The sequence below is a fragment of the Pedobacter sp. HMWF019 genome (assembly GCF_003061025.1).
In the GTDB taxonomy this organism is placed as follows: Bacteria; Bacteroidota; Bacteroidia; order Sphingobacteriales; family Sphingobacteriaceae; genus Pedobacter.
Genome location: NZ_QAIL01000187.1, coordinates 1 through 21099, shown reverse-complemented (window position 1 = coordinate 21099; position 21099 = coordinate 1). Strand labels below are relative to the sequence as shown.

Genomic DNA, 21099 nt, shown 5'->3' with positions numbered 1-21099 from the left:
TTAAAAATATGTTGTATGTTTGTTTTTAAGTCTTTCATGTAAAAAAAACATCAACGACTTCTATACATTAAGCTTATGAAAGAAACAGATTTGATAGAAAGTCTAAAGAATATAGATACCAGCTCCTTAGTAGACAAGGTCGAAAAAAGCCTGATAGAATTATTCATTGAAAAAAAATTCAAAGTTGGCGACAGTATCCCCAAAGAACTGGAGCTTACACAAGCTATGGGTGTGAGCAGAACGGTCATCAGGGAAGCTTTGTTAAGATTGCGAATGATCGGACTGATAGATTCAAAAAAGCACCGTGGTGCTATCATTACCAGCCCAGATCTGACTTCCGTACTTCAGAAAAGTATGAAACCTCAAATGCTTGATGTCGCTACGCTAAAAGAGATCTTCGAAATGAGGCTTTCTCTGGAAATCGGTATGGCCGATTTTATTATTCAAAGAGTAACCCCCGAAGATATTGCAGAATTAAAAGAAATTGTTGCTTCAGAACCTAAAAAAGCAGATGCCTACATTTTTCGGATTGAACAGGAAATCAAGTTCCATGGAAAACTATATGACATTACAGGTAACCAGACCTTAAAAAATTTCCAGAAAATGCTGCTACCTGTATTTGACTATGTTCATCAGAGCGGCTTATTAAAGAAGCAAATCTCTTCTAAAAATTTTGTATCCCACAAACAGATTGTAGGACTCATAGAAAAAGGTTCTGCAGAACTGCTTAGAAATGGGATGCGAAATCACCTGGAAAGCCATTTCTCTCGATTATTTGACTAAATTGATAAAGTCATCGCCTTGTATATTTTGCAAATCCGTTATTTGGATACACATCTGAAACCCGTATTCTGCAAACCCGTATCAGGTGATGATTTCATTCTTGCCGAAATCCGGTAGCCTTTACAATAAGAACTGTTACACATAAAAGAACCGCCCCTGGTTACTTTTTTAGGTACAGTAGGTTCATCCGGATCATAGCTATCTTTTGGTCCAGTTGGATTAACACTGGTTGTACCGTCTAAACCCTGATAATAATCTGCCTTGTACCAATCAGCCACCCATTCCCAAACATTCCCAGCCATATCAAATAACCCATATCCGTTCGCAGCAAATGACCCTACCGGTGCAAGATTATGAAATCCATCCCAGTCGGTATTTTTGTCTGGAAAACTTCCCTGCCACGTATTCGCCTTAGGCCTGCCACTTTCTACAGGTTCATTTCCCCAGGGATAGATAGCATCTTTCATTCCCCCACGCGCTGCGTATTCCCACTCCGCTTCTGTAGGCAATCGTTTTCCAGCCCATTTAGCATAAGCATTCGCGTCTTCCCAGCACACCTGAGTTACCGGAAAATTTTCTTTTCCTTCAATCGTACTTTTTGGTCCTTCAGGATGTTTCCAACTCGCCCCATTAGTCCAGGCCCACCATTGTGACGCGTTGTCTAATGGAACCGGATGCGGCGGCGGATTAAATGTAAGTGCAGCAGGAACAAGAACATTATCGGGGGGCTTTGGAGTTCCCGGCGGCAATTGCTTCTTGATTTCCTCCCAATCCGGCTTGCGTTCTGCAATCGTTTTGTAGCCAGTGGCTTTAACAAATGCCATAAATTCTTTGTTGGTCACTTCTTTCTCATCCATCCAGAATCCATCCAGTTTAACCTGATGTGCAGGATATTCATCCTTCCGCCCCTCCTGATCTTTAGCACCCATAGAAAAAACACCCGCAGGAATCCATTTCATTCCATGGTGTGATGTCTTCTGGTCCGAAGAAAAGGTGCTGTCTGCCGAAGAATGTGTTACTGCAATGCCATATCTGGATGGTAAATGCGCAGAGCAAGACTCATCAGTTTCTGTTTTTACCACCGCTGGTTTTTTATTCTGAGTACAAGATACTCCAAATATTAACGGGAGAATCAGAAGGTACTTTAGGTTCAAATCAAATCTCATTACGTTATTAAATGTATATCTTTTTATGTGAATTCCAAAGCGAGGCGACATATTTTAAAACTGCGGCACTTCCAAACAGGCTAGCTTAATATGAGCACATTGATATCTGCTTGAGGTCTGGGTGGGGTCGTGTTGGGGTAAAACGTACCTTATCCCAACAAGACCCCACCCAGATAAGCATCAGATCCAATTCATCCCAGTAGAAGGCAACATTAATAATAATGTCTATATTTATCTTAATCACCAATAAATATAAACATGAATAGAAAATGCTTTATCGCAGGATTGATATGCAGTATCGGTTTGATGAATCCTTCCAGTATAACGGCTCAAGTAGCTGCGATCAAGACAGAAAGCGTCAAAGGTGGTGGCCTGATCGGTCGGTGGGATATCAAAGTAAGTGAAAATGGATCGGAGCATCCTTCCTGGCTGGAGGTAGAGCTTTCCGGGTTCAGTACATTGGTAGGCCGTTTTGTGAGTACAGGAGGAAGTGCCAGACCTATATCTAAAGTAACTTATGATAATGGAAAATTCAGTTTTTCTATTCCTCCACAATGGGAAAGGGAAGACCGTGATATGATGCTTGAAGGCACTGTTTCCGATACTGGCATTCATGGCACTATTCATACCAGCAGTGGACAAAGCTACCCTTTTACAGGAGCGAAAGCCCCTGATCTCAAAAGAACGACTGCACCTGTTTGGGGCAAAGCAATTAAATTATTTAATGGAAAAGATCTGAAGGGGTGGAGCGTTTCCGGGCAAAACCAATGGGTCGTTAAAGATGGTATATTGACCAGCCCTCATTCCGGATCCAATCTAATCTCTGAACAAAAGTTCTCAGATTTTAAACTCCATGTAGAATTCCGTTATCAGCAAGGTAGCAATAGCGGTGTTTACCTCCGGGGCCGTTATGAAACTCAGATTATTGATAACCCTAAAACTGATCACCCAAACAGTCACCTCTTTGGTGGAATTTATGGATTCCTGGTACCTAATGAAATGGTTGTAGGTGATCCTGGCCAATGGCAAACATTTGATATTACACTGGTAGGCCGCATCGTAACGGTTGTAGCGAACGGTAAAACCATCATCTGTAATCAGGAAATCCCGGGTATTACTGGCGGCGCATTAGATGGTAACGAAGCAGAGCCTGGTCCAATCTATTTCCAGGGAGATCATGGTCCTATTGAATTCAGGAATATTGTGATTACACCAGCCAAATGATTTTTTGTCATTCGGCTCTACAGTAACACTGTCTGTCCCGTTTTTACAGATTCATCGCAGGCAAAAGCTATTTTTAGACTGTTCACAGCATCTTCTGTCGCTGAGCTAAGATCAAGATCTTCCTGGATTGACTTTAGAAAAAAGATTTGTTCCCGGTCGCAAAGTTCCTGATGATTGGGTTCATCCTGCAGATCCAGGTATTCGTCTATCTTAGCAAATTCATCTTCCTGGTCCAGATCTGCGTAATGGACTTTAATGGACTCCGTTTTAGTATGAGAATCAACCGAATCAGATTTTCCACTGGCTGATGCCTCCCTGGCCACAATAGATACTGCTCCCCTTGGTCCAAAAACATCCTTAATAAAGAAAGCATTGTCGCTTACCATTGGGCCCCAGCCAGCTTCGTACCAACCGATAGAGCCATCTTCAAAACGAATCTGCAACTGTCCATAATTGTAATTCCATTCAGGGATATCGTCAGTAAGCCTGGCACCAATGGCACTCACTTGTATGGGCGTCGACCGTGTCATCTGGCACATGATATCAATATAATGTACAGCACAGTCCACAATCGGGCTTAAACTTTTCATCAGATTACGATGCACTGTCCATTTAGGCCCATGGCTTTGCTGGTTTAAATTCATACGCATAACTAAGGGCTTTCCCATTTCCTGAGCCAGCTCGGTAAATTTTTTCCATGAGGGGTGATAGCGGAGAATATAACCAACCAATAATTTTTTGTTCGCTTTTTTTGCGGCTTCTGCTACTCGTATTGCCCCTTCTACACAATCAGCCAGTGGTTTTTCGATAAACACATGGCAATCACTTTCGAAAGATTTTATTGCATAAGCTTCATGCGTATCAGGATAAGTAGAAATGCAAACGGCATCCGGCTTGGTGATCTCAACTGCCTCATAAAAATCAGTATACAAATCATATTGTCCACCTAGTTTTTGATTAAGGATCTCCTTGCTTTTGCCGGTAGAAACCAATCCACATATTTCAAAACCCGGTAAATTATGATAAGCTGTGGCGTGGGAAGCACCCATATTGCCACAGCCTACTACTAATACTCTTAAATTCTTATTTTCTATTGACATACTAAATATTAAACACCCAAACTCCAGCCTTTACGGTACTCTCTTTTTACAAATTGGTTTACTTCATCAAAATTGGTCACCTTCATATTTACCTTGTCCCAAAGCAATTTGATATCTCTGCCCGGATAACTGATTTTACCTGCTGTATCTCTGCGCTGTACATCTGTGCCTCTGATCGCTAAATTGGCAATTAATAAAGTTTCAGTAAGCGGTCCGGCAATTTCAAACGGCGAACTTAAGGCTATTTTACCATAGCCCGCAATAGCAGCTTCGGCAAATTGCGTATAATGACCTTCTTCCTGATTAGCAATACGCGGTATGGTGATTTTAGTTTTATCTGACTCATTGCGTGACAATGGCAATAGCTTTGGATTTTTACCATAGGTTTCGCAGATCATTTTGCCTTTTGTACCAATAAAAAGCACACCATTATCGCCAAAACTTTCATTCGGACCCAATTCTTCCGGACGTTCAGGCTTGATTCCGCCGTCCATCCAATGTAGCTGAACTTCATGCTTGGTTTTTTCCGTTTTGGCAAAAGTTAGGATGACATGGCTTGATGGGGGACAGCTTTCCGGTAAGTAGGCCCGTTTGAATTCATCCACATATACGCTACCCACACTGCATTCTACACTGATGGGCGTGTCTAAACCTAATACTCTAAAAGGTGGTTCCACCAAATGACAGCCCATGTCGCCAATGGCGCCAGTACCATAATCCCACCAGCCCCTCCAGTTAAAGGGCACCAGTTTATTTACATATTCTTTATATGGAGCACTTCCTAACCACAAATCCCAGTCGAGCTCTTTTGGTATTTCGTCTTTTCCTGCTGGCCATGAAATTCCCTGCGGCCATACAGGTCGATTGGTCCAACAGTAAACCGTATGTACTTTACCGATTCTACCAGCATCGTACCATTCCTGAAGCCTTCTGACACCATCGCCCGATGCCCCCTGATTTCCCATTTGCGTAACCACTTTATAACGATTTGCGGCCTCGGTTAACATCCGGGCTTCATAAATATCATGGGTTAAAGGCTTTTGCACGTATACATGTTTACCCAGCTGCATAGCAGCCATGGCAATCTGTGCATGGGTATGATCAGGTGTGGATACGGTTATAGCATCAATATTTTTGCCTTCTTTATCCAATAATTCGCGATAATCTTTATAATATTTTGCCTTCGGGAAGTTCTTTAAGGAATTAGCAGCTCTTCTATCGTCTACATCGCATAGAAAGGCAACATCTGTTTTACCTCCTCTAACAATACTGGCAATATCTCCCTCTCCTTTTCCACCTGCACCTATACCAGCCAATTGTAACCGATCACTTGGGGCCAGAAAGCCTGGTCCACCTAATACATATCGGGGTACAATCATAAATCCAGCTGCTGCGAGTGCTGTTGTTTTAATAAAGTTTCTTCTCGAATTTTCGGTTTTCAAATTTGCCTTATCTTCAATCATTATTTAAACAGTTGTTATGTTAAATTTAACTTATTTCTTTTTAGATGTAGCTTTTACGGCTATTTCTTTTTCAGCAGAATCTTTTATGCTCAAATCTTTAATCCTGATGCTGCGGAACTGCACTGGCGATCCGTGACCAAGGAAACCAATATGTCCGCGCTCACGCAATAAGCCTGGATGATCCTGATGATCGGGGGTACCATTTTTCTTAAATGGCTCGATATCGCCATCCAAAATCACAGTACCGTTTAAGATCACTTTAATTTTAGATCCTCTGGCAACTACTTCTTCGTAATTCCACTCCCCTGTCGGTTTTAAAAACCCTCTTTTAGCAGGGATAGTACCGTATACAGAGCCATGGTATTGATACACTTTCAAATCTTTATAAACTGGTGCTTCATTATCCAAAATCTGCAACTCCATACCCTCATAAGCAGCATCTCCCTCTAAAGGAGCTCTGATTCCTAAACCGTTATTGGCAGCAGGTGTCAATTGAAATTCAAACCGGAAAATAAAATCACTATATTCTTCTTTGGTGAACAAATTACCGCCCGATCCTTTACCTGGTTTTGGCCTGACGGCGATGTTTCCATCTTCAATTACATAATCGGTGGTATTGCCTGTCCAGCTGTGCATATTGGTTCCATCGAACAATACTTTATAACCTTCCTTTTTCTCTTGTGTACTCAGTTCAAAAGGTTTTGGCCGGGGGATTTCTTTAATGTAAATATCACGATAAGCCACTGGCGATCCATGCGCTTGCAATTCAATCTGCTCTTCTGCAAAAATCGGCAGGCTCCTATCCCAGTAATTTTCTAAGATCACGTTATCTGTAACCAATTGTCCGTTCAGATAAACCGTAACCCGGTCACCTTTCATTAAGATTCTGAATGTATTCCACTCATCTAACTTATTGTCTGCTACTTTAAGCGGTTTACTTTCGTTGCTTTGATTGTTGTATAAACCGCCGGAACCTACCTGTGCACCAACCTTTGTACGGGCAAGATCCCAGATCTGAACCTGTGGCGTGCCGCGCAGATAAATACCTGCATCCCCCTCGCCCTTTTTATCGTCAATGATTTTCCAGTCTACCAGCATTTCAAAATCACCATACTTTTTAACAGTAGCAAGGTTATTACCATGGCTTTGAAATTGAAGTTCGCCATTAATCACTTTCCAGCTTTCCCGGGCTTCAGCATCGGCTTTGGTCTGCGCATCAGCCAAGGTCTTTTCATCCATCTGTGATCTTTTGATCGGATCGCCTACAAGACCTTTCCAGCCAGACAGGTCCTTTCCATTAAAAACTTGTACAAAGCCTTCGCCAGCTTTCATTTCTGAAATATATTTACGCATACCTTCTTTCTGATAGCCCGCATCTCCCCCGGTGATTACTGCAATTGTTTTATTTAACAAGCCTATTATAATGTCGCCGTTATACGTTCCGGCCATGGTAATGTTCATCACTGCATTTGCCGCGGCCTGCTGTAAAGCCGCATCATCTAAATACTGCCCTGCAAATACAATCGCATTAAAGCATTTGGCTTGTTCGGTATCTTTCAGAATTTGCTGTTGCTGAACTGGAGTTTTGGCTATAGCCATTGCATTACGCAACAATAATAAACGTTGCTCGGCAGGATAGTCGGTATTTCTTACCAAGGCCAGATAACCGGTAATAGCTTGATTTAAAAAGTCTGGATTAGCGGTCGTACGGGCAATACGGATCAACTCGTTAATCGAACTCGCATCCGTCCATGAAGAAAGTGCTTCAATTGCAGCCCTCTTTGTCCTATCATCGCCTGAGGCATATGCCTCGGATACAAACTTTAACGATTTCTGATCACCTAAGCTACCTAATACCTTGTAAAACAACGATCTCTTATCTGCAGGTGTATTTCCCATTTGCTGAAGGATAGCATCAGCTTGCGCATCTTTATCTGCAGTTCCTTTTACAGAAGCAATAATGGCTTCTTGAACAGCAGTGAGTTCACTGGCATCGGTAGTTTTATTTAAAAGATCAAACAATTGTGTTTTGTTTTCTGCTACAGCCACATGTTGCAGGGAAAGAAATGCCGCTTTTCTAACTTCAGTATTCTTACTATTTAATAAAGCATAAATAACTGTTATTTGACTTATTGCTGCACGGGCAGCTAAAATATTAATCAAGGCCACTTGCGCCTCTGGTTTAGCCTTCGGAATATAAGCTCCAACTTTAGTGGCAACACTTTCGCCTTTTATTCTTAAAATACCATTGGCAATGCCCTCTATACTTGTAGCATCACCTTTTTCCATTATTTTCAGCAAGTCATCTAAAACACTTTCCTGCCCAAGCTTAACAGCGGCATTGATGGCGGCAAGCTTTACCTGCTGATCACCACTTTTTATAAATTTCAACACCTCTGGCAGTACAGATTTTGCTTTGCTATTTCCCAGCATATCTAAAATAGAAACCTGGGTTGAGGCATCTGTCTTTTTTAGTTGACTTACCCAGGCTGCACTATTGCTATCATTCACACCAGCTGCGGCAAATTTAACCGCAGCTGCACGGAACTCCAACTGTTTATCGGCCATAGCCTCCAACAAAGCTTGCTGATCAGCTTGCGTTGCCGAAAGTAATTTTAAGGCCGCAATGCGCTCGTTGACCTGATCATCAGCTGTTGCTTTTCCCAAAATTGTTTTAGCTATGGTTTCTACACCAGTTCTATCGGTTGCTACATTTTTCTGTGCATACACCAATAAAGCAGCTACTGCATTGGTTTGATCATATTTATAACCCGCTTGTTCAGCAGCTTTTACCAAAATTTCTTTGGAAGATGCATCGCCAATATTGGCCAAAGCATACAAACTAACTTTAGTTAATTCTTTATCTGTACCCATGGCCAATGGAAAAATGGCTGTAGCTGCCGCCTTAGAATGAGTGTGCCCTAATGCTTCTACAATGGCAATTTTCGCCTTACCCGTAGCTTTACTTAAACCGCTCACCAATGCCGTTGTTGAAGACGTTGTTCCAATTTTAGCTAAAGCCCTCGAGGCTTCGTCTGCCAATTGCTCATCAGTAAGGTAAACTTCTAAACAGGAAACGGCTGCTTCATTCCCTACCAGATCGAACTGGCTAATGATAAATGCTTTGTTCTGTTTGTCTGATAATTTGGTTAAAGATTTACAGTAGGCACTGACGGCCATGCTCCTTAAATCTTGCTGACCACTTTTTGTGGCATAGGCAGTAAAACCACCTACAGCATATTCAATTAAGGCATTATTCCCTTGTTTGGGAGCTGTTAAACCACTAATTAAGGTTACATATCCTTCTTCGCCTAAATTGGCAACTTCTTTCATGTTACCTTCTAGCTGCGCAGCATCTCTGGCAGGTAATTGCGCCAGTAAATCTGCAATACGCGTAGTTGTAGTTCTTTCGTCTTTTTTATCTTGTGCATGGGCCGTTAAAGTAAAAAATGCATTTGAAAGCATTACAAGAGCCGGCAGCACCATTAATATTTTTTTATTCATGATGGTTTGTATTACCTGATGTTTTAAATGGAAAATGGTGCACGCATTATTGGATTGATTAATCTGTTTGCAGCTTCATCATCAATAAACTCTTGCTGAACAGGGTCAAACTTTAACGATCTGCCCAATCTTAAGGCCGCCAAACCAATATTTACAATAGTACAAGAACGGTGTCCGTTCTCTTCATTCAGAGCAAATTTCTTTCTCGTCCTTACCGATTCTGAGAATTCTACAATCTCTGGGTCAGGATCGGGAAATTGTGCCAGTTTACGTTCCAGATCAGGAATATCAGACTTAAAGCCTGGATATAATTTACCTTTTGGTCCTTCTATATAAGGTACATTAACATCTTTGCCTTCGCCATCCAATATGATCTGGCAGCCATCAGCATAGGTATAAGTAATTCTGCGCCAAATGCCTACTGCATCGGTATGTTGTTGCGGTGCATCTACTTCAACAGAAATTGGATTGGTATCATCTTTACCTAAAAAGTATTGTATCGGATCGATGTAATGTTGCCCCATATCACTTAATCCGCCACCATCATAATCCCAATATCCCCTAAAAGTTTGATGAACACGATGTGCATTATAAGGTTTATACGGTGCAGGGCCTAACCATGCATTATAATCTAATTCCGGTGGTACTGGCTGAGGCTCCAAATGATCTTTACCCACCCAGTAAAATTTCCAGTCGTAGCCAGTATGCTTGCTTACAGTCACCTTTAATGGCCAGCCCAGCATACCACTATCTACCAATTTTTTAATCGGTTTCACAGTTGTACCCATTCCGTAAAAAGTATCCTTGAACCTAAACCAGGTATTTAATCTAAACATTCTGCCATGTTGCTTTACAGCCTCTACCACTCTTTTTCCCTCGCCTATGGTATGAGTCATTGGTTTTTCACACCAAATATCTTTACCTGCATTTGCAGCATCTACAGCCATTATACCATGCCAGTGCGGTGGGGTAGCAATATGTACAATATCTACTTCGGGTAATTGTATAAGTTCTCTATAGTCACTAAATGTTTTTACCCCTTTATCTAACATTGCCGCAGCCTGTTTAAGGTGGTTCTGATCTACATCACAAATGGCCACTACCTGTGTGCCTTCGTAGCCAAAATGGCCTCTTCCCATACCGCCAACACCAATTACAGCTTTAGTTAATTTATCACTTGGTGCAAGATATCCCTGGCCACCCAATACATATCTTGGGACAATGGTAAATGCTGCCAGGCCAATTGCCGATTTTTTAATAAAATCTCTTCTTGAATTTTGATTTTCTGGTTGTTTAGGTTTCATCTTGGTTTTCAATTTAATATACTGGCTATCAAAAGATTGAAATCAAGTTACACTTATTTATTTTTAGATTGCATTTCTTTAAAAAAAATTTGATTTTAAAAAGTGAATTTTAGCGTAAGATATGCCTGACGCACTTGATATCCATCCTACATTAAAGGCAAAATAAGAGGACCGGTTCAGTTAGAACTCTACACTTAAATCTTCAATCCATTTACCTGAACCATCTTTTTTTACGGGAACAAATGCAAACATCCAGGCCTGGTCTGCATAGGTTCTAGGTACCGTAACCTTAATCGTATTCCATCCTTTCTTTAACTGAATATCAGCAGGCTGCCGTGTCCAATAAAATTCTTCGTCTGTATAAGGAATTTCATTTCCCGGCTTTTCCCATGTTGGTTCGAGATACCTGTTTGCTCCAGGCTGTTGCCATTTTGGCCCAGGCAATTCTACATCATTAATGTATATCTTACCGCCATTTGCATCCCATTTTCCCGAAGCCGGTATACCTGCACTTCTGCGATTGGAACGCACTGCTGTTTCGAAACCAACCCACGCATGTATAGTTTTTTGCTCAGCACTGTAAATTTCAGAAAACAAGGTCACGGTCTGCTTTATTTCATTCTTCAACGATTCAGAAGGAAATATTTGCTCCATTCTCTGTACGCCTCCGAAAACCGGCAGTTTAACCGATTCTGATACTCGAAGTGTGGTATCGGATGGGCCTGCAAGTTGCCATTTAACCTGACTATATTGAACAAAAGGAAAAGCATCATTTTGAAAATACAGATCCCGATGAGCAGACAATCTGTTTTCAAACTCCTTAAAATATTGACCGGCCTCTGTATTTGGTGCTGGTAAATTTTTCATGTATTGAGGGGCTGCTTCTGGTCTTCCACACCATAACGCTTCGCTATAAGTAAGCATACCTGGCCATACAGGATTATAACGATAAATATTCCGTTTATCATCTACCCTGGTATCCGGCCAGCAGCAAAGGATTCCTCCCATCGCCAGATGATTACCATAAGGTCTATTACAAACCTGTTGAAAAAAATATCGTTGAATAAGCGTCAACGCATCATAAGAATTCAAATACCCGGCATAAGAATCAACGTAAGGATGCTGGTTCCCTTCGAAAGCTTTGGAAACAACATCATCATACCAAAGTTGCTCGATAATCTCATTTCCTCCTTTTAAGCCCGGGTTCCAAACCATAACTTTTCTTCCGTTTGCCTCTACCCGATTTGACATCCTGGCTATAAACTCCTGTGGATTAGGGATATGTATTTCATCTGATCCCAGGTGAATAACAGGACAATCCTTTTTCGGTATTTCTTTACAAAACTCATCAATCAATTGTTCAAGTACTTTCATTCCTTGCTCAGAGTTCATGGTAAAACCAAAAGCTGTTTTGAAATAAGCACTATGTCCCGGCATATCCAGTTCTGGAATGACCCTTATGTTCAAAGTACCCGCATAACGGATCAACTCCCGGATCTCCTCAAAACTATAAGACTTTTCCGGATCTCTTGTACTCTTCCTGTTTTCGGCCTTATTCAATTTAGGAAAAACCTTACTTTCGGGCCTCCAGGCTGGGTTATCAGTCAAATGCCAGTGGAAAGTATTATATTTATAAGCGGCAAGCCTGTCAAGCTGCGCTTTCAACATATCCAACTCCTGGAAATTTCTTCCGGTATCGTGCATAAATCCACGTAAAGAGAAGGCTGGCCAATCGTTTACCTTACACCCCGTAAAAACATAGCTTCCATTTTTCTTTAAAAGTTGTCCGAGTGTCTGAACTGCATAAAATGCCCCAGCAACATCTCTGGCCACAATAGAAACACCCTTTGCAGAAACCTCCAATTGATAACCTTCACTTTTTTTAACCAAATTACTATCCAGACGAATTGAAACCTGCTGATGTTTATTGGATAAAGTATTACCTTCTTTATCCACCTCTATTCCGATAGTACCGAGCAAGCTGCTTAGCGAACGGATTGCATTTTTGAGATACTCCTGATCTCTATGATCAACTACAACGCTAATCTTACCTGTGGGTTTCCAGTTTTGATTTGTCCAGACAATTTCTTGGGGATAAGGAATCAATGCAATTGGAGCTCTTGACAATTCAGATAAACTGTGGTTATTTTTCCATTCCCCCTGCGTTTTCTCTTGTGCAGATACCAAATTGATTAAACAAAAAAGTAAACTCATTATTGCAAAGAAGCCTAATTTCATGGATTTAGAGAGAATTTGGATTTGAGCAGTAGAAAAAAAACAGTTCATGATTTGGTTGACTTGTTGAATTGCTTAAAAAGAGTTCTAATATAGCAATTCATATTATGTAATACATATTATAAATACAAATATTGTTTACGGATCACATTCTGCTCTTTTCTTCATCAAGTGTATGATTTGTATATTTACTCTTCCGCTTAAACACCTCCTTACCAAAGCGATAGGTTAAAGCAATGCCTAAGCGCTGGGTGTCAGACGCACTGATTTGAAATGAATAGGCCCGAGCCAGTCCAACGGAACGGTTTTCGTAAACCCATGAATGGAAAATGTCATCCATGTTAATCCTAATGCTTCCTTTGTCTTTCCATATCTTTTTTTGAATTCCTGCATTTACTCTGTACATTCCTGAAGTAAAGCTTTGACCGTTTAGATCTCTGCTGGCATAATAGCTATTAAGTTCAGCACTCCAGCCTTTTTTAAATTGAAATTGATTGTATGCACCTATTCTTGCCACATAGGTACTCGGATTTAGTTTTTCTCCATAAGCCATCCCATTTAATCCCATTTTGGAAAATTGAAGTTCTAAATTGAGACTCCACCACTCTTTTGGCGTTAACGATATGCTGTTATTAAGTAGCAACATGTAACCAAAAGCTACGTTTTCAGGTTTCTTGATAAAAACATCATCAACTACCTTTGTGGTTTGGAAAATTACATCCGTAAATCTGTTATAGCTTAAACCCATTCTAAGCAATTGTTTGTATTGATATTTAAGCTCGTAACGGAACTGATATTGAGGTGTTAGCTCCGGATTGCCCACGGTGTAAGAGTACCTGTCTCTAAAAAATAGAAATGGATTTAGGTATTGATAGTTTGGCCTGTTTATTCTCTTGCTAATACTAAAGTTTAATGTGTTTCGGCCAACTGTGTCAAATTTGTAGTTTAGAAATAAGGTAGGAAAAACCTGGGTATAGTTTTTACTAAATTCACTTTGTTGTACGATTTCATTTCCTAACTGCTGACCTTTGGATTGTGTGTTTTCTAAGCGTAATCCTAACTGAACAGAGAGATATTTCCATCCTTTTTGAGCATTAATATAAGCAGAGTTTATGTTTTCTCTGAATTTGAAGTGGTTTGATTTACCATTATCAATAACCTGTCCCTGATCTGTAATGTTATAATAATCGGACTTGTTATCATTAATTACGAAGCTTGATTTAAATCCAGCTTCGAAACGTGCATTGTTTTTTATGGTTTGCACATAATCTGCTTTAGCAGTGTATATATTTATTTTAGATGGTAAATTGTAAAAGAATTGATCCTGGTTGTTTATCAATGATTGATTGCCGGTACTGCGATAATTTAAGTAGTTTATATCAGCAGATAGTTCTTTTCCTGTTTTCCCGAATTTATGCAGAAAATTGATATTTGTGCCCAGGTTAGTTCTGTTGTTATCGCCGTAGGTATGCCCCTTGCCTATATTATCTAATTGTCCGGCGCTGTAATTATCACTGTAATAATTAAGAACCTCATTATTTTTGTTATCGTTTAAATTTAGCTGAATGCCATAGGTTGTGTTGGGAGTGGACGCATAATCTAGCCCAAGATTTGTGTTTAATCCTTCGCTTTTAGATTTCTGTCTGTTCATCAAAAACACTGTTGATGTTGGGACATTATTGACATCAAAAAAGTTTCTGGTGAAATTGTCATTACTGTAGCTTTTCTCGTAGCTATAGCCCATGCTGCCAAATAGATTAATTTTCTTATAGTTGTAATTCAAGTTTAAAGAGTTGTTACTTTTTCCATATTTTCCCTGTGAATAACCAGTAGCAATGCTTCCTACAAAGCCGCCTATTCTATTTTTCTTCAATTTAATATTGATGATTGCATTTCCAGAAGCATCGTAACGGGCAGGAGGATTGTCCATCAGTTCTATCTTATCTAAAAGAGAGCCGGGAAGTGACTTTAGGTAAAGAGAAAGGTCCTGTCCCGACATGTAAGTGGGACGCCCATCAATTAGTACCATTACTCCGGACCGGCCATTTAATGTGATGTCGCCACCAGAGTTTATAACGATACCAGGAGTTTTTTCAAGTACCTCTAAGGTATTACTGCTAGCACTGCTAATCATGGCATCAACATTCACCACTGTCTTGTCTATTTCCATTTGAATTAGCGGTCGCTTTGCTTTTATAACTACTTCGTTAAGCTCGGTACTTTTAGCCGGAAATAGGATGATCATGGGAAGGTTAATCCCTTTACTGTCCATAACATGCAAGGGCACCGAACTGAACTCCTTCTTGCCTACAGCTGTTATTTTTAATATGTAAACGCCTATATCAACATTGATGAATTGAAACTTTCCATCGCCATCTGTCATTTTCGTGGTAACAACTGCAGTATCTGTTGTTTTAAGTAAGCGTACCGTGGCTCCAATAATGGCTTCATTTTTTGAATCCTTTACAGTTGAAGAAATGACTCCCGTTTTTACTTGTGCAAGGGAAGTAAAGGAGATGAGCACGGCGAAAAGGAAAAGGAGATCTGTTTTCATTGCTATTGGTTTTAAATTGGTCGGGTTGTTGATTGATCAAATATTCATTGTTCGTGCTAGCTCTAAAAAATAATATGTTGTAACTTGGCTATCGGTTGACGGAAAGCTATTTGGGGGTGTTAAAGAGTTATGTACCCTATTATTGAGGTTCGGTCCATGATTTTGACCAGTTCATCAGTAAATATTTATCGATCAAAAGAACTTTCCCAAATTCGTTGCTTATGAGCGAGACAAGGAACATCAGAAATACTGTAGAGGATATAAAATTTAAAGCATTGATTGGCTTCTTTGGTCAGCCGCTTTATATATTCTTATCTCTTATTGTTTCCATCCCAATCTATTTAGTGATCGAATCTTATGTTAAGTCTATTCAGGTACATGAAGACGAAGCAGCAGCTTTCGCGGGAACGGTATTCTTTTTTCTGGGTCTTTTTACAGGAAGATATATTGCACAAATTTGGTCTGCACGTTTAAAAATCCTTCCTAAAACATTATCACTAGTGTTGTGTATCTCAATTGTTGTTTGTGTGGCATGGTTGTTTTTTCATGCCGATTTTCCACTGCAAGGAAGGGTTGCTATTAATTTATTACTATCCTGGGTTCCATTTGTATGGATTAGTTTGGCACTTGGTGCATTAATCAAGATCGTTCATAATGTTTCGGAGAATCAGTTGAAAGAGGCCAAAACAATGGCTGCGCATAGTAAAAGTGAATTGCATTTATTGCAATCACAACTGAGTCCTCATTTTTTGTTTAATACTTTAAACAACATGTACGGTCTTTCAATTACGGATCATGAGAAAATACCTGCATTACTACTCAAACTGTCTGAGCTGTTGCGCTATTCAATTTATGATGCCACAGAAATATATGTACCATTAAAGGATGAAATAGCGTATATCAATAATTATATGGAGTTTGAAAAGATAAGAATTGGCGACAGACTGGTATTAACGACAGAAATTGAAGAAGTAATTGTGCCCGAAATAAAAATAGCCCCAATGTTGTTGATTGTATTTATTGAGAACGCCTTCAAACACTCTAAAAACACAATTGATGAAAAGATATATATCGATATAAAACTAAAAACCTGGGGTAATTCTATCCTCTTTTTCGTTAAAAATTCTTACGGCAAAGCGGAGAATGAGACGAGCATGGTTAATAGAAGCAGTGGGTTTGGTTTAGATAACGTGAGTAAAAGACTAAGCTTGCTTTATCCTGCTGAGCACGAATTAAACATTAAGAAGGATAATTCGTTTTACAATGTTATCTTACAACTTAAAATGAAGTAATGAACCAAGTAAGCTGCCTTATTGTTGACGACGAACCGATTGCAAGAGACATCATAAAGAGTTATTGCAGCCATTTGGATTACCTGAATGTTGTAGCTTCTTGTGGGAATGCGCTAGAAGCGAAAGCTATATTACAACGCCAAAAGATTGATATTCTTTTTTTGGATATAAATATGCCCATAATGGATGGAATTTCATTTGTAAAAACACTAAAAGATCAGCCTCAGGTGATCTTTACAACTGCTTACAAAGAATATGCTATTGATGCTTTTGATTTGGCAGCATGCGATTATTTATTAAAACCCTTCTCTTTTGATCGCTTTATTATTGCTGTAGATAAAGCATTCGAGAAACTGGAGCCTAAAAGAGTTACGCTGGCAAGTGAAGCAGCTGGTTCTGTTGCAGAAGATTTCATCTTCATTAAAACAGATGGAAAGATTTATAAAGTAGGATATGATGAACTATTGTATGCCGAAGCACAAGGAAACTACACCAAAATAATAACCTCAAGCAATTCGTTATTCCCTAAAATGCCCTTTTCCACCTTTGAAGGATTGTTACCTAAGGCTCGTTTTTTAAGAACGCATCGTTCATTTATTATTAATAAATCTAAAATTGGCCATATAGAAGGCAACCGCATCTTTATTAACCATAATGAAATACCTATTGGAAGCAATTACAAAGATCTATTATTCAAAGATCTTGGCTTTTCTTAAATCTGCCGGATATATCCGCTAAATTTGCTGGCAATATGAACTTCAATGAAGAACAAATAAAGAGTTTCAACCGCCTGAGCGGAAGCTTCGTTAGCAGCAATAAATACCTAAGTGAGGCAGCAATTGATCACGAAAGACTCATCACATTGAATCACGCCAGTCAATTGATCTTTAATTTCGATTGTTTAACTGAGCGCTACCAGAGGAAGTTTATACTAAACAATTTTGAATTGTATTGCACTTCCTTATTTATAGCCTTAAAACCCAGAATTCTTACTTTTCTTAAAAATGAAGGACTTACAGGCTACACTTTTAACAGCATCTATATTCTCGGTCAGTTAAGAGTTGAGCGGTTTGAAAAGGTTTCCATAAGGTAACAATCGTCATCTTCCCTAAACTATTTAAGTTAGTTTATGTTCATTAATCAAACTAAAACTAATTTTATGGGAAATCTACTTTATGTCGTCGCAGTTATTTTGGTTATTATCTGGGCAATCAGCTTTTTAGGAGGCTATTATACCGGAGGAATAATTCATGTACTTTTGGTCATTGCTGTTATAGCAATTCTCCTTAAATTAATTAACAGAAGTACCTAGTAATAATATTAAAGGGCCTTACGACTCTGTAAGGCCTTTTAATATATTTTCAAAATCCAATACATCTCTTGTATTAAGCTTCTCGAAGACTGAATCAATTAACGCAAACGTTTGTTCAGAAAATTTCCATCTAAATCCATTATTATTATACTCAAATGGAAAATTCGAAAAAACACATTCTTCCTATTCTAGTCTTCATAGCTGTTTCTTTGTACACTTGTTCTTCTTCTATAGCACAAGTCTACTATGCTGGTAAAAGACCAGAAAGGGCCGGTATCTCGGCAGCAAACAACGTACTAAGTAACAATATTCTTGAAGTGAGTATAGGCCTGGTAAATGACCGGATAAATAAGATCTCATTTAGAGATAAAGTTTTATCTAAACGCACAGATTTAACGGATACCTGCTTATTCGAACTGAAACTTAATAATGGAAAAAGCTTGTACGCATCCGATTTTCACATCACAAACAGAAGTAATGGAGATATCCCTGCAGAACCTAATGCAATAAAGATGCTGGACAGATTATCCGGGAAACAGCTGGTGTATCAAATGTCAGATGGCTCGGGAAACATCAGGATAACCTGGAGTATTTCTTTGCACAACGACTGCAATTTCATACAACAAAACTTCAACATCAATGATTCTAAACAGTTGGTAACCAACCTAACCTTAGTAAATATCCCTAAAGCATACCAGCCGGAACTTTCCGGAAAAGTTGATGGTTCGCCGATACTTTCCGGATCATTTTTCTTTGCTATTGAACATCCAATGGCACAAAGCCAAGTCAGTTCAACCGGAATCAAGAGCAGCCTTGCAGCTTCCGCCGCACTCCATAAAGCAGAAGGATTTGAGGTTAGCGTAGCTTGGGGAACCACCCCTACTGAACAACTCCGCAGGGGCTATCTTTACTATCTTGAAAAAGTAAGGGCAGTGCCTTACAGGGCCTTTCCTCACTATAATTCCTGGTATGATGTTGGTTATGATCGCAAAGAAATCACCGAGGGAAATGCGATGGACCGTATCAAAATGTTTGGAGATAGCCTGATACTGAAACGCAAAACAAAAATTAGTGCCTTTTTATGGGACAGTGGCTGGGATGATTACCACAGACTTTGGTACTTCAGCAATCAATTACCAAATGGATTCAAACATATGGACTCGCTGGCAAAAAAATACAATTCAAATATGGGCGTTTGGGTATCGCCCTGGGGCGGATATGGTGAAGAACAAACCAGCCGTCTGGCCAGTATTAAAACATTAAACCTGCCATTCAAGCCCAACGATAATGGCCTGAGCCTTGCAGATAAAAGCTACTTTACTTATTTTAAAAAACTCACAGAAGGTTTTGTTAAGGATCAGGGCGTGGTCAGCTTTAAGTTTGACGGCGTAGGTGCCGGCAACGGGGCTGCGGGTGCAGGAGAGAAATACGCGAAAGATCTGGAAGCTTTCCTGCGCGTGATTAGTGATCTCCGGGAGATTAAACCTGACCTCTATTTTAACCTGACCGTTGGCACCTGGCCATCTCCTTATTGGCTCAGCTATGGGGATGCCATCTGGCGTGCGGGAGGTGACATGGACCTTCTTGGACCTGGCACCAAAAGACAACAATGGATCAATTACCGGGATGCAGAAGTTTACAAAAACATCGTCAAACGCTCCCGCCTTTATCCGCTAAACGCACTGATGTACCACGGAATAGTGGTGAACAATGAAAACGGAGTAGGTGCAGAATTTTCCAATGATGATAAAGGCATCACAGAAGATATATGGGAATTTTTCAGCAATGGAACAGGCATGCAGGAACTGTACATTAACCCTCATCTGCTGAACAACAAAACCTGGAATGAATTGGCCAGGGCAATGAAATGGTCAGAACAACATCAACAGGTTCTATCAGATGTGCACTGGGTAGGCGGAGATCCGGCCAAAGAGGAGATTTACGGATTTGCAGCATGGAATAAAAAAGAAGGAATTTTAACCTGGAGAAATCCTTCTGCACAAGTCAAACAAATTACTTTTAGTCTAAAAGACGTATTAGAGTTGCCTGCGTCAGAAAAACAAACCTATGCAGTATGGAATGTACTGACTCAGCATCAGGAAGAAAAAATGGCTAGTGATGATAAAATCACGTTAAGCTTGCAGCCATTTGAAGTAAAAATACTGGAGCTGAAATAACTGTAAACCTATATTATATCAATGAAACTCGAAAATGAAAATTTTTATATCATAACCGGTGGTCCTGGAGTTGGAAAAACGACTCTTCTAAACGAGCTTCAAAAAGAAGGCCACCAGATTGTTCCTGAAGTCGCCAGAGAAATCATCAAACAACAAATGGAAACTAATGGAACAGGTTTGCCATGGAAAGATAAGGAACTATACCTGAAGCTAATCCTTGAAGCTTCTTTAAAAAGCTATTTAGAAATACAGAACCAAAATTCTGAATCCCTTTCTTTTTTTGACCGGGGGATTCCAGATTCAGTTTGTTATTCAAAAATCATAGAAAAAGAAATTTCTTTTGAAATCAACAGTATCGCTCAATCCTATCGGTACAACAAAAACGTTTTTATTTTACCCCCATGGCAAGAGATTTATCAAACAGACAGTGAAAGAAAGCAAACCTGGCAGGAAGCAAAAATGACTTACAATGTAATGAAGGAGACTTACTTAAGTTATAATTATCAAGTCATTGACATCCCAAAGGACTCCATTGAAAACCGGAAAAGATTCGTCCTGGATTTTATAAGAAAAACTAAATAATTGATAAGTACAATTATTTATCATTTACCAGTCGGTACCAACGTAAAGCCCTCTTTATTAATTAATCTTTTATAACAAGAACTTTGAGCAAGTTCTATGCATTTTTTTTTAATTTAACACGCCGCATAAAACACAACCTAAAGCTAGAGGCCTAATGATGAAAAAGAGAACTGCTCTAATTATAAGTTTCAGCCTAACATTTCTTTTTACTGCTTACAATGAGCTTAGCCTAAGGTCTTATCTTTACAAACACTCCGTTAAACCCCATTTCCTCGCAGATTCAGTTCCGAATTTTCTAGCTGTAGTCCTATTAAGTTTTTTATTTTCAATTATTGAATATAAAAAGGCAACTGCTATTCCCCTCAATCCAGCGTTAAAGGCCACAATATCGATGGTTCTATAT

Annotated in this window: 15 protein-coding genes; 8 read left to right on the top strand and 7 right to left on the bottom strand. The window is 39.6% G+C overall.

Annotated features, from left to right (window positions below; all coding sequences use genetic code 11):
* The first annotated feature begins 75 nt into the window (after window positions 1-75).
* Window positions 76-783, top strand: a complete 708-nt coding sequence (locus DBR11_RS11680) for a FadR/GntR family transcriptional regulator (protein WP_108552802.1) — start codon at window positions 76-78, stop codon at window positions 781-783.
* A 38-nt stretch (window positions 784-821) separates the two neighbouring features.
* Here the strand turns inward: DBR11_RS11680 and DBR11_RS11675 are convergent, their stop codons facing one another.
* Window positions 822-1865, bottom strand: a complete 1044-nt coding sequence (locus tag DBR11_RS11675; RefSeq protein WP_233260726.1) for a formylglycine-generating enzyme family protein — start codon at window positions 1863-1865, stop codon at window positions 822-824.
* 342 nt (window positions 1866-2207) lie between these two features.
* Here DBR11_RS11675 and DBR11_RS11670 point away from each other — a divergent pair, with 342 nt between their 5' ends.
* Window positions 2208-3173, top strand: a complete 966-nt coding sequence (locus DBR11_RS11670) for a DUF1080 domain-containing protein (protein ID WP_108552798.1) — start codon at window positions 2208-2210, stop codon at window positions 3171-3173.
* A gap of 17 nt (window positions 3174-3190) precedes the next feature.
* On the opposite strand, the gene DBR11_RS11665 is transcribed toward DBR11_RS11670, so the two are convergent.
* From DBR11_RS11665 to DBR11_RS11640, 6 genes are all read right to left on the bottom strand, one after another.
* Window positions 3191-4273 (bottom strand): Gfo/Idh/MocA family protein, encoded by a 1083-nt coding sequence (locus tag DBR11_RS11665; RefSeq protein WP_108552796.1) that lies wholly within the window; start codon window positions 4271-4273, stop codon window positions 3191-3193.
* Between the two features lie 8 nt (window positions 4274-4281).
* A complete protein-coding gene (locus DBR11_RS11660) occupies window positions 4282-5736 on the bottom strand; it encodes a Gfo/Idh/MocA family protein (protein WP_108552794.1) in 1455 nt (484 codons plus the stop codon).
* Between the two features lie 30 nt (window positions 5737-5766).
* Entirely contained in the window at window positions 5767-9240 is a 3474-nt protein-coding gene (locus tag DBR11_RS11655; RefSeq protein WP_108552793.1) for a family 16 glycoside hydrolase, read from the bottom strand.
* A gap of 23 nt (window positions 9241-9263) precedes the next feature.
* On the bottom strand, window positions 9264-10544 hold the full coding sequence (locus DBR11_RS11650; RefSeq protein WP_108552791.1) for a Gfo/Idh/MocA family oxidoreductase: 1281 nt from the start codon (window positions 10542-10544) through the stop codon (window positions 9264-9266).
* A gap of 180 nt (window positions 10545-10724) precedes the next feature.
* Window positions 10725-12782, bottom strand: a complete 2058-nt coding sequence (locus DBR11_RS11645) for a family 20 glycosylhydrolase (protein WP_158275270.1) — start codon at window positions 12780-12782, stop codon at window positions 10725-10727.
* A 142-nt stretch (window positions 12783-12924) separates the two neighbouring features.
* Window positions 12925-15333, bottom strand: coding sequence for an outer membrane beta-barrel family protein (locus tag DBR11_RS11640; RefSeq protein ID WP_108552787.1), 2409 nt, complete (start codon window positions 15331-15333; stop codon window positions 12925-12927).
* A 221-nt stretch (window positions 15334-15554) separates the two neighbouring features.
* Here DBR11_RS11640 and DBR11_RS11635 point away from each other — a divergent pair, with 221 nt between their 5' ends.
* The 6 genes from DBR11_RS11635 to DBR11_RS11610 all read left to right on the top strand — a co-directional run bounded on the left by DBR11_RS11635 (window position 15555) and on the right by DBR11_RS11610 (window position 20696).
* Entirely contained in the window at window positions 15555-16625 is a 1071-nt protein-coding gene (locus DBR11_RS11635) for a sensor histidine kinase (RefSeq protein WP_108552785.1), read from the top strand.
* Window positions 16625-17341: a LytTR family DNA-binding domain-containing protein gene (locus DBR11_RS11630; protein WP_108552783.1), complete on the top strand. Its 717-nt coding sequence runs from the start codon at window positions 16625-16627 to the stop codon at window positions 17339-17341. The genes DBR11_RS11635 and DBR11_RS11630 overlap by 1 nt, the downstream gene beginning before the upstream one ends.
* A 35-nt stretch (window positions 17342-17376) precedes the next feature.
* A complete protein-coding gene (locus DBR11_RS11625; protein ID WP_108552781.1) occupies window positions 17377-17718 on the top strand; it encodes a hypothetical protein in 342 nt (113 codons plus the stop codon).
* Between the two features lie 66 nt (window positions 17719-17784).
* The gene (locus tag DBR11_RS11620; protein WP_108552824.1) at window positions 17785-17937 is read left to right on the top strand and encodes a lmo0937 family membrane protein; all 153 of its coding nucleotides are present in this window, start codon (window positions 17785-17787) and stop codon (window positions 17935-17937) included.
* Window positions 17938-18092: 155 nt separating this feature from the next.
* Window positions 18093-20114 carry a hypothetical protein gene (locus DBR11_RS11615; RefSeq protein ID WP_108552778.1) on the top strand — a complete coding sequence of 674 codons (2022 nt, stop codon included), beginning with the start codon at window positions 18093-18095 and terminating at the stop codon, window positions 20112-20114.
* Window positions 20115-20135: 21 nt separating this feature from the next.
* Window positions 20136-20696, top strand: coding sequence for an AAA family ATPase (locus tag DBR11_RS11610; protein ID WP_108552776.1), 561 nt, complete (start codon window positions 20136-20138; stop codon window positions 20694-20696).
* The last annotated feature ends 403 nt before the right edge of the window (window positions 20697-21099 follow it).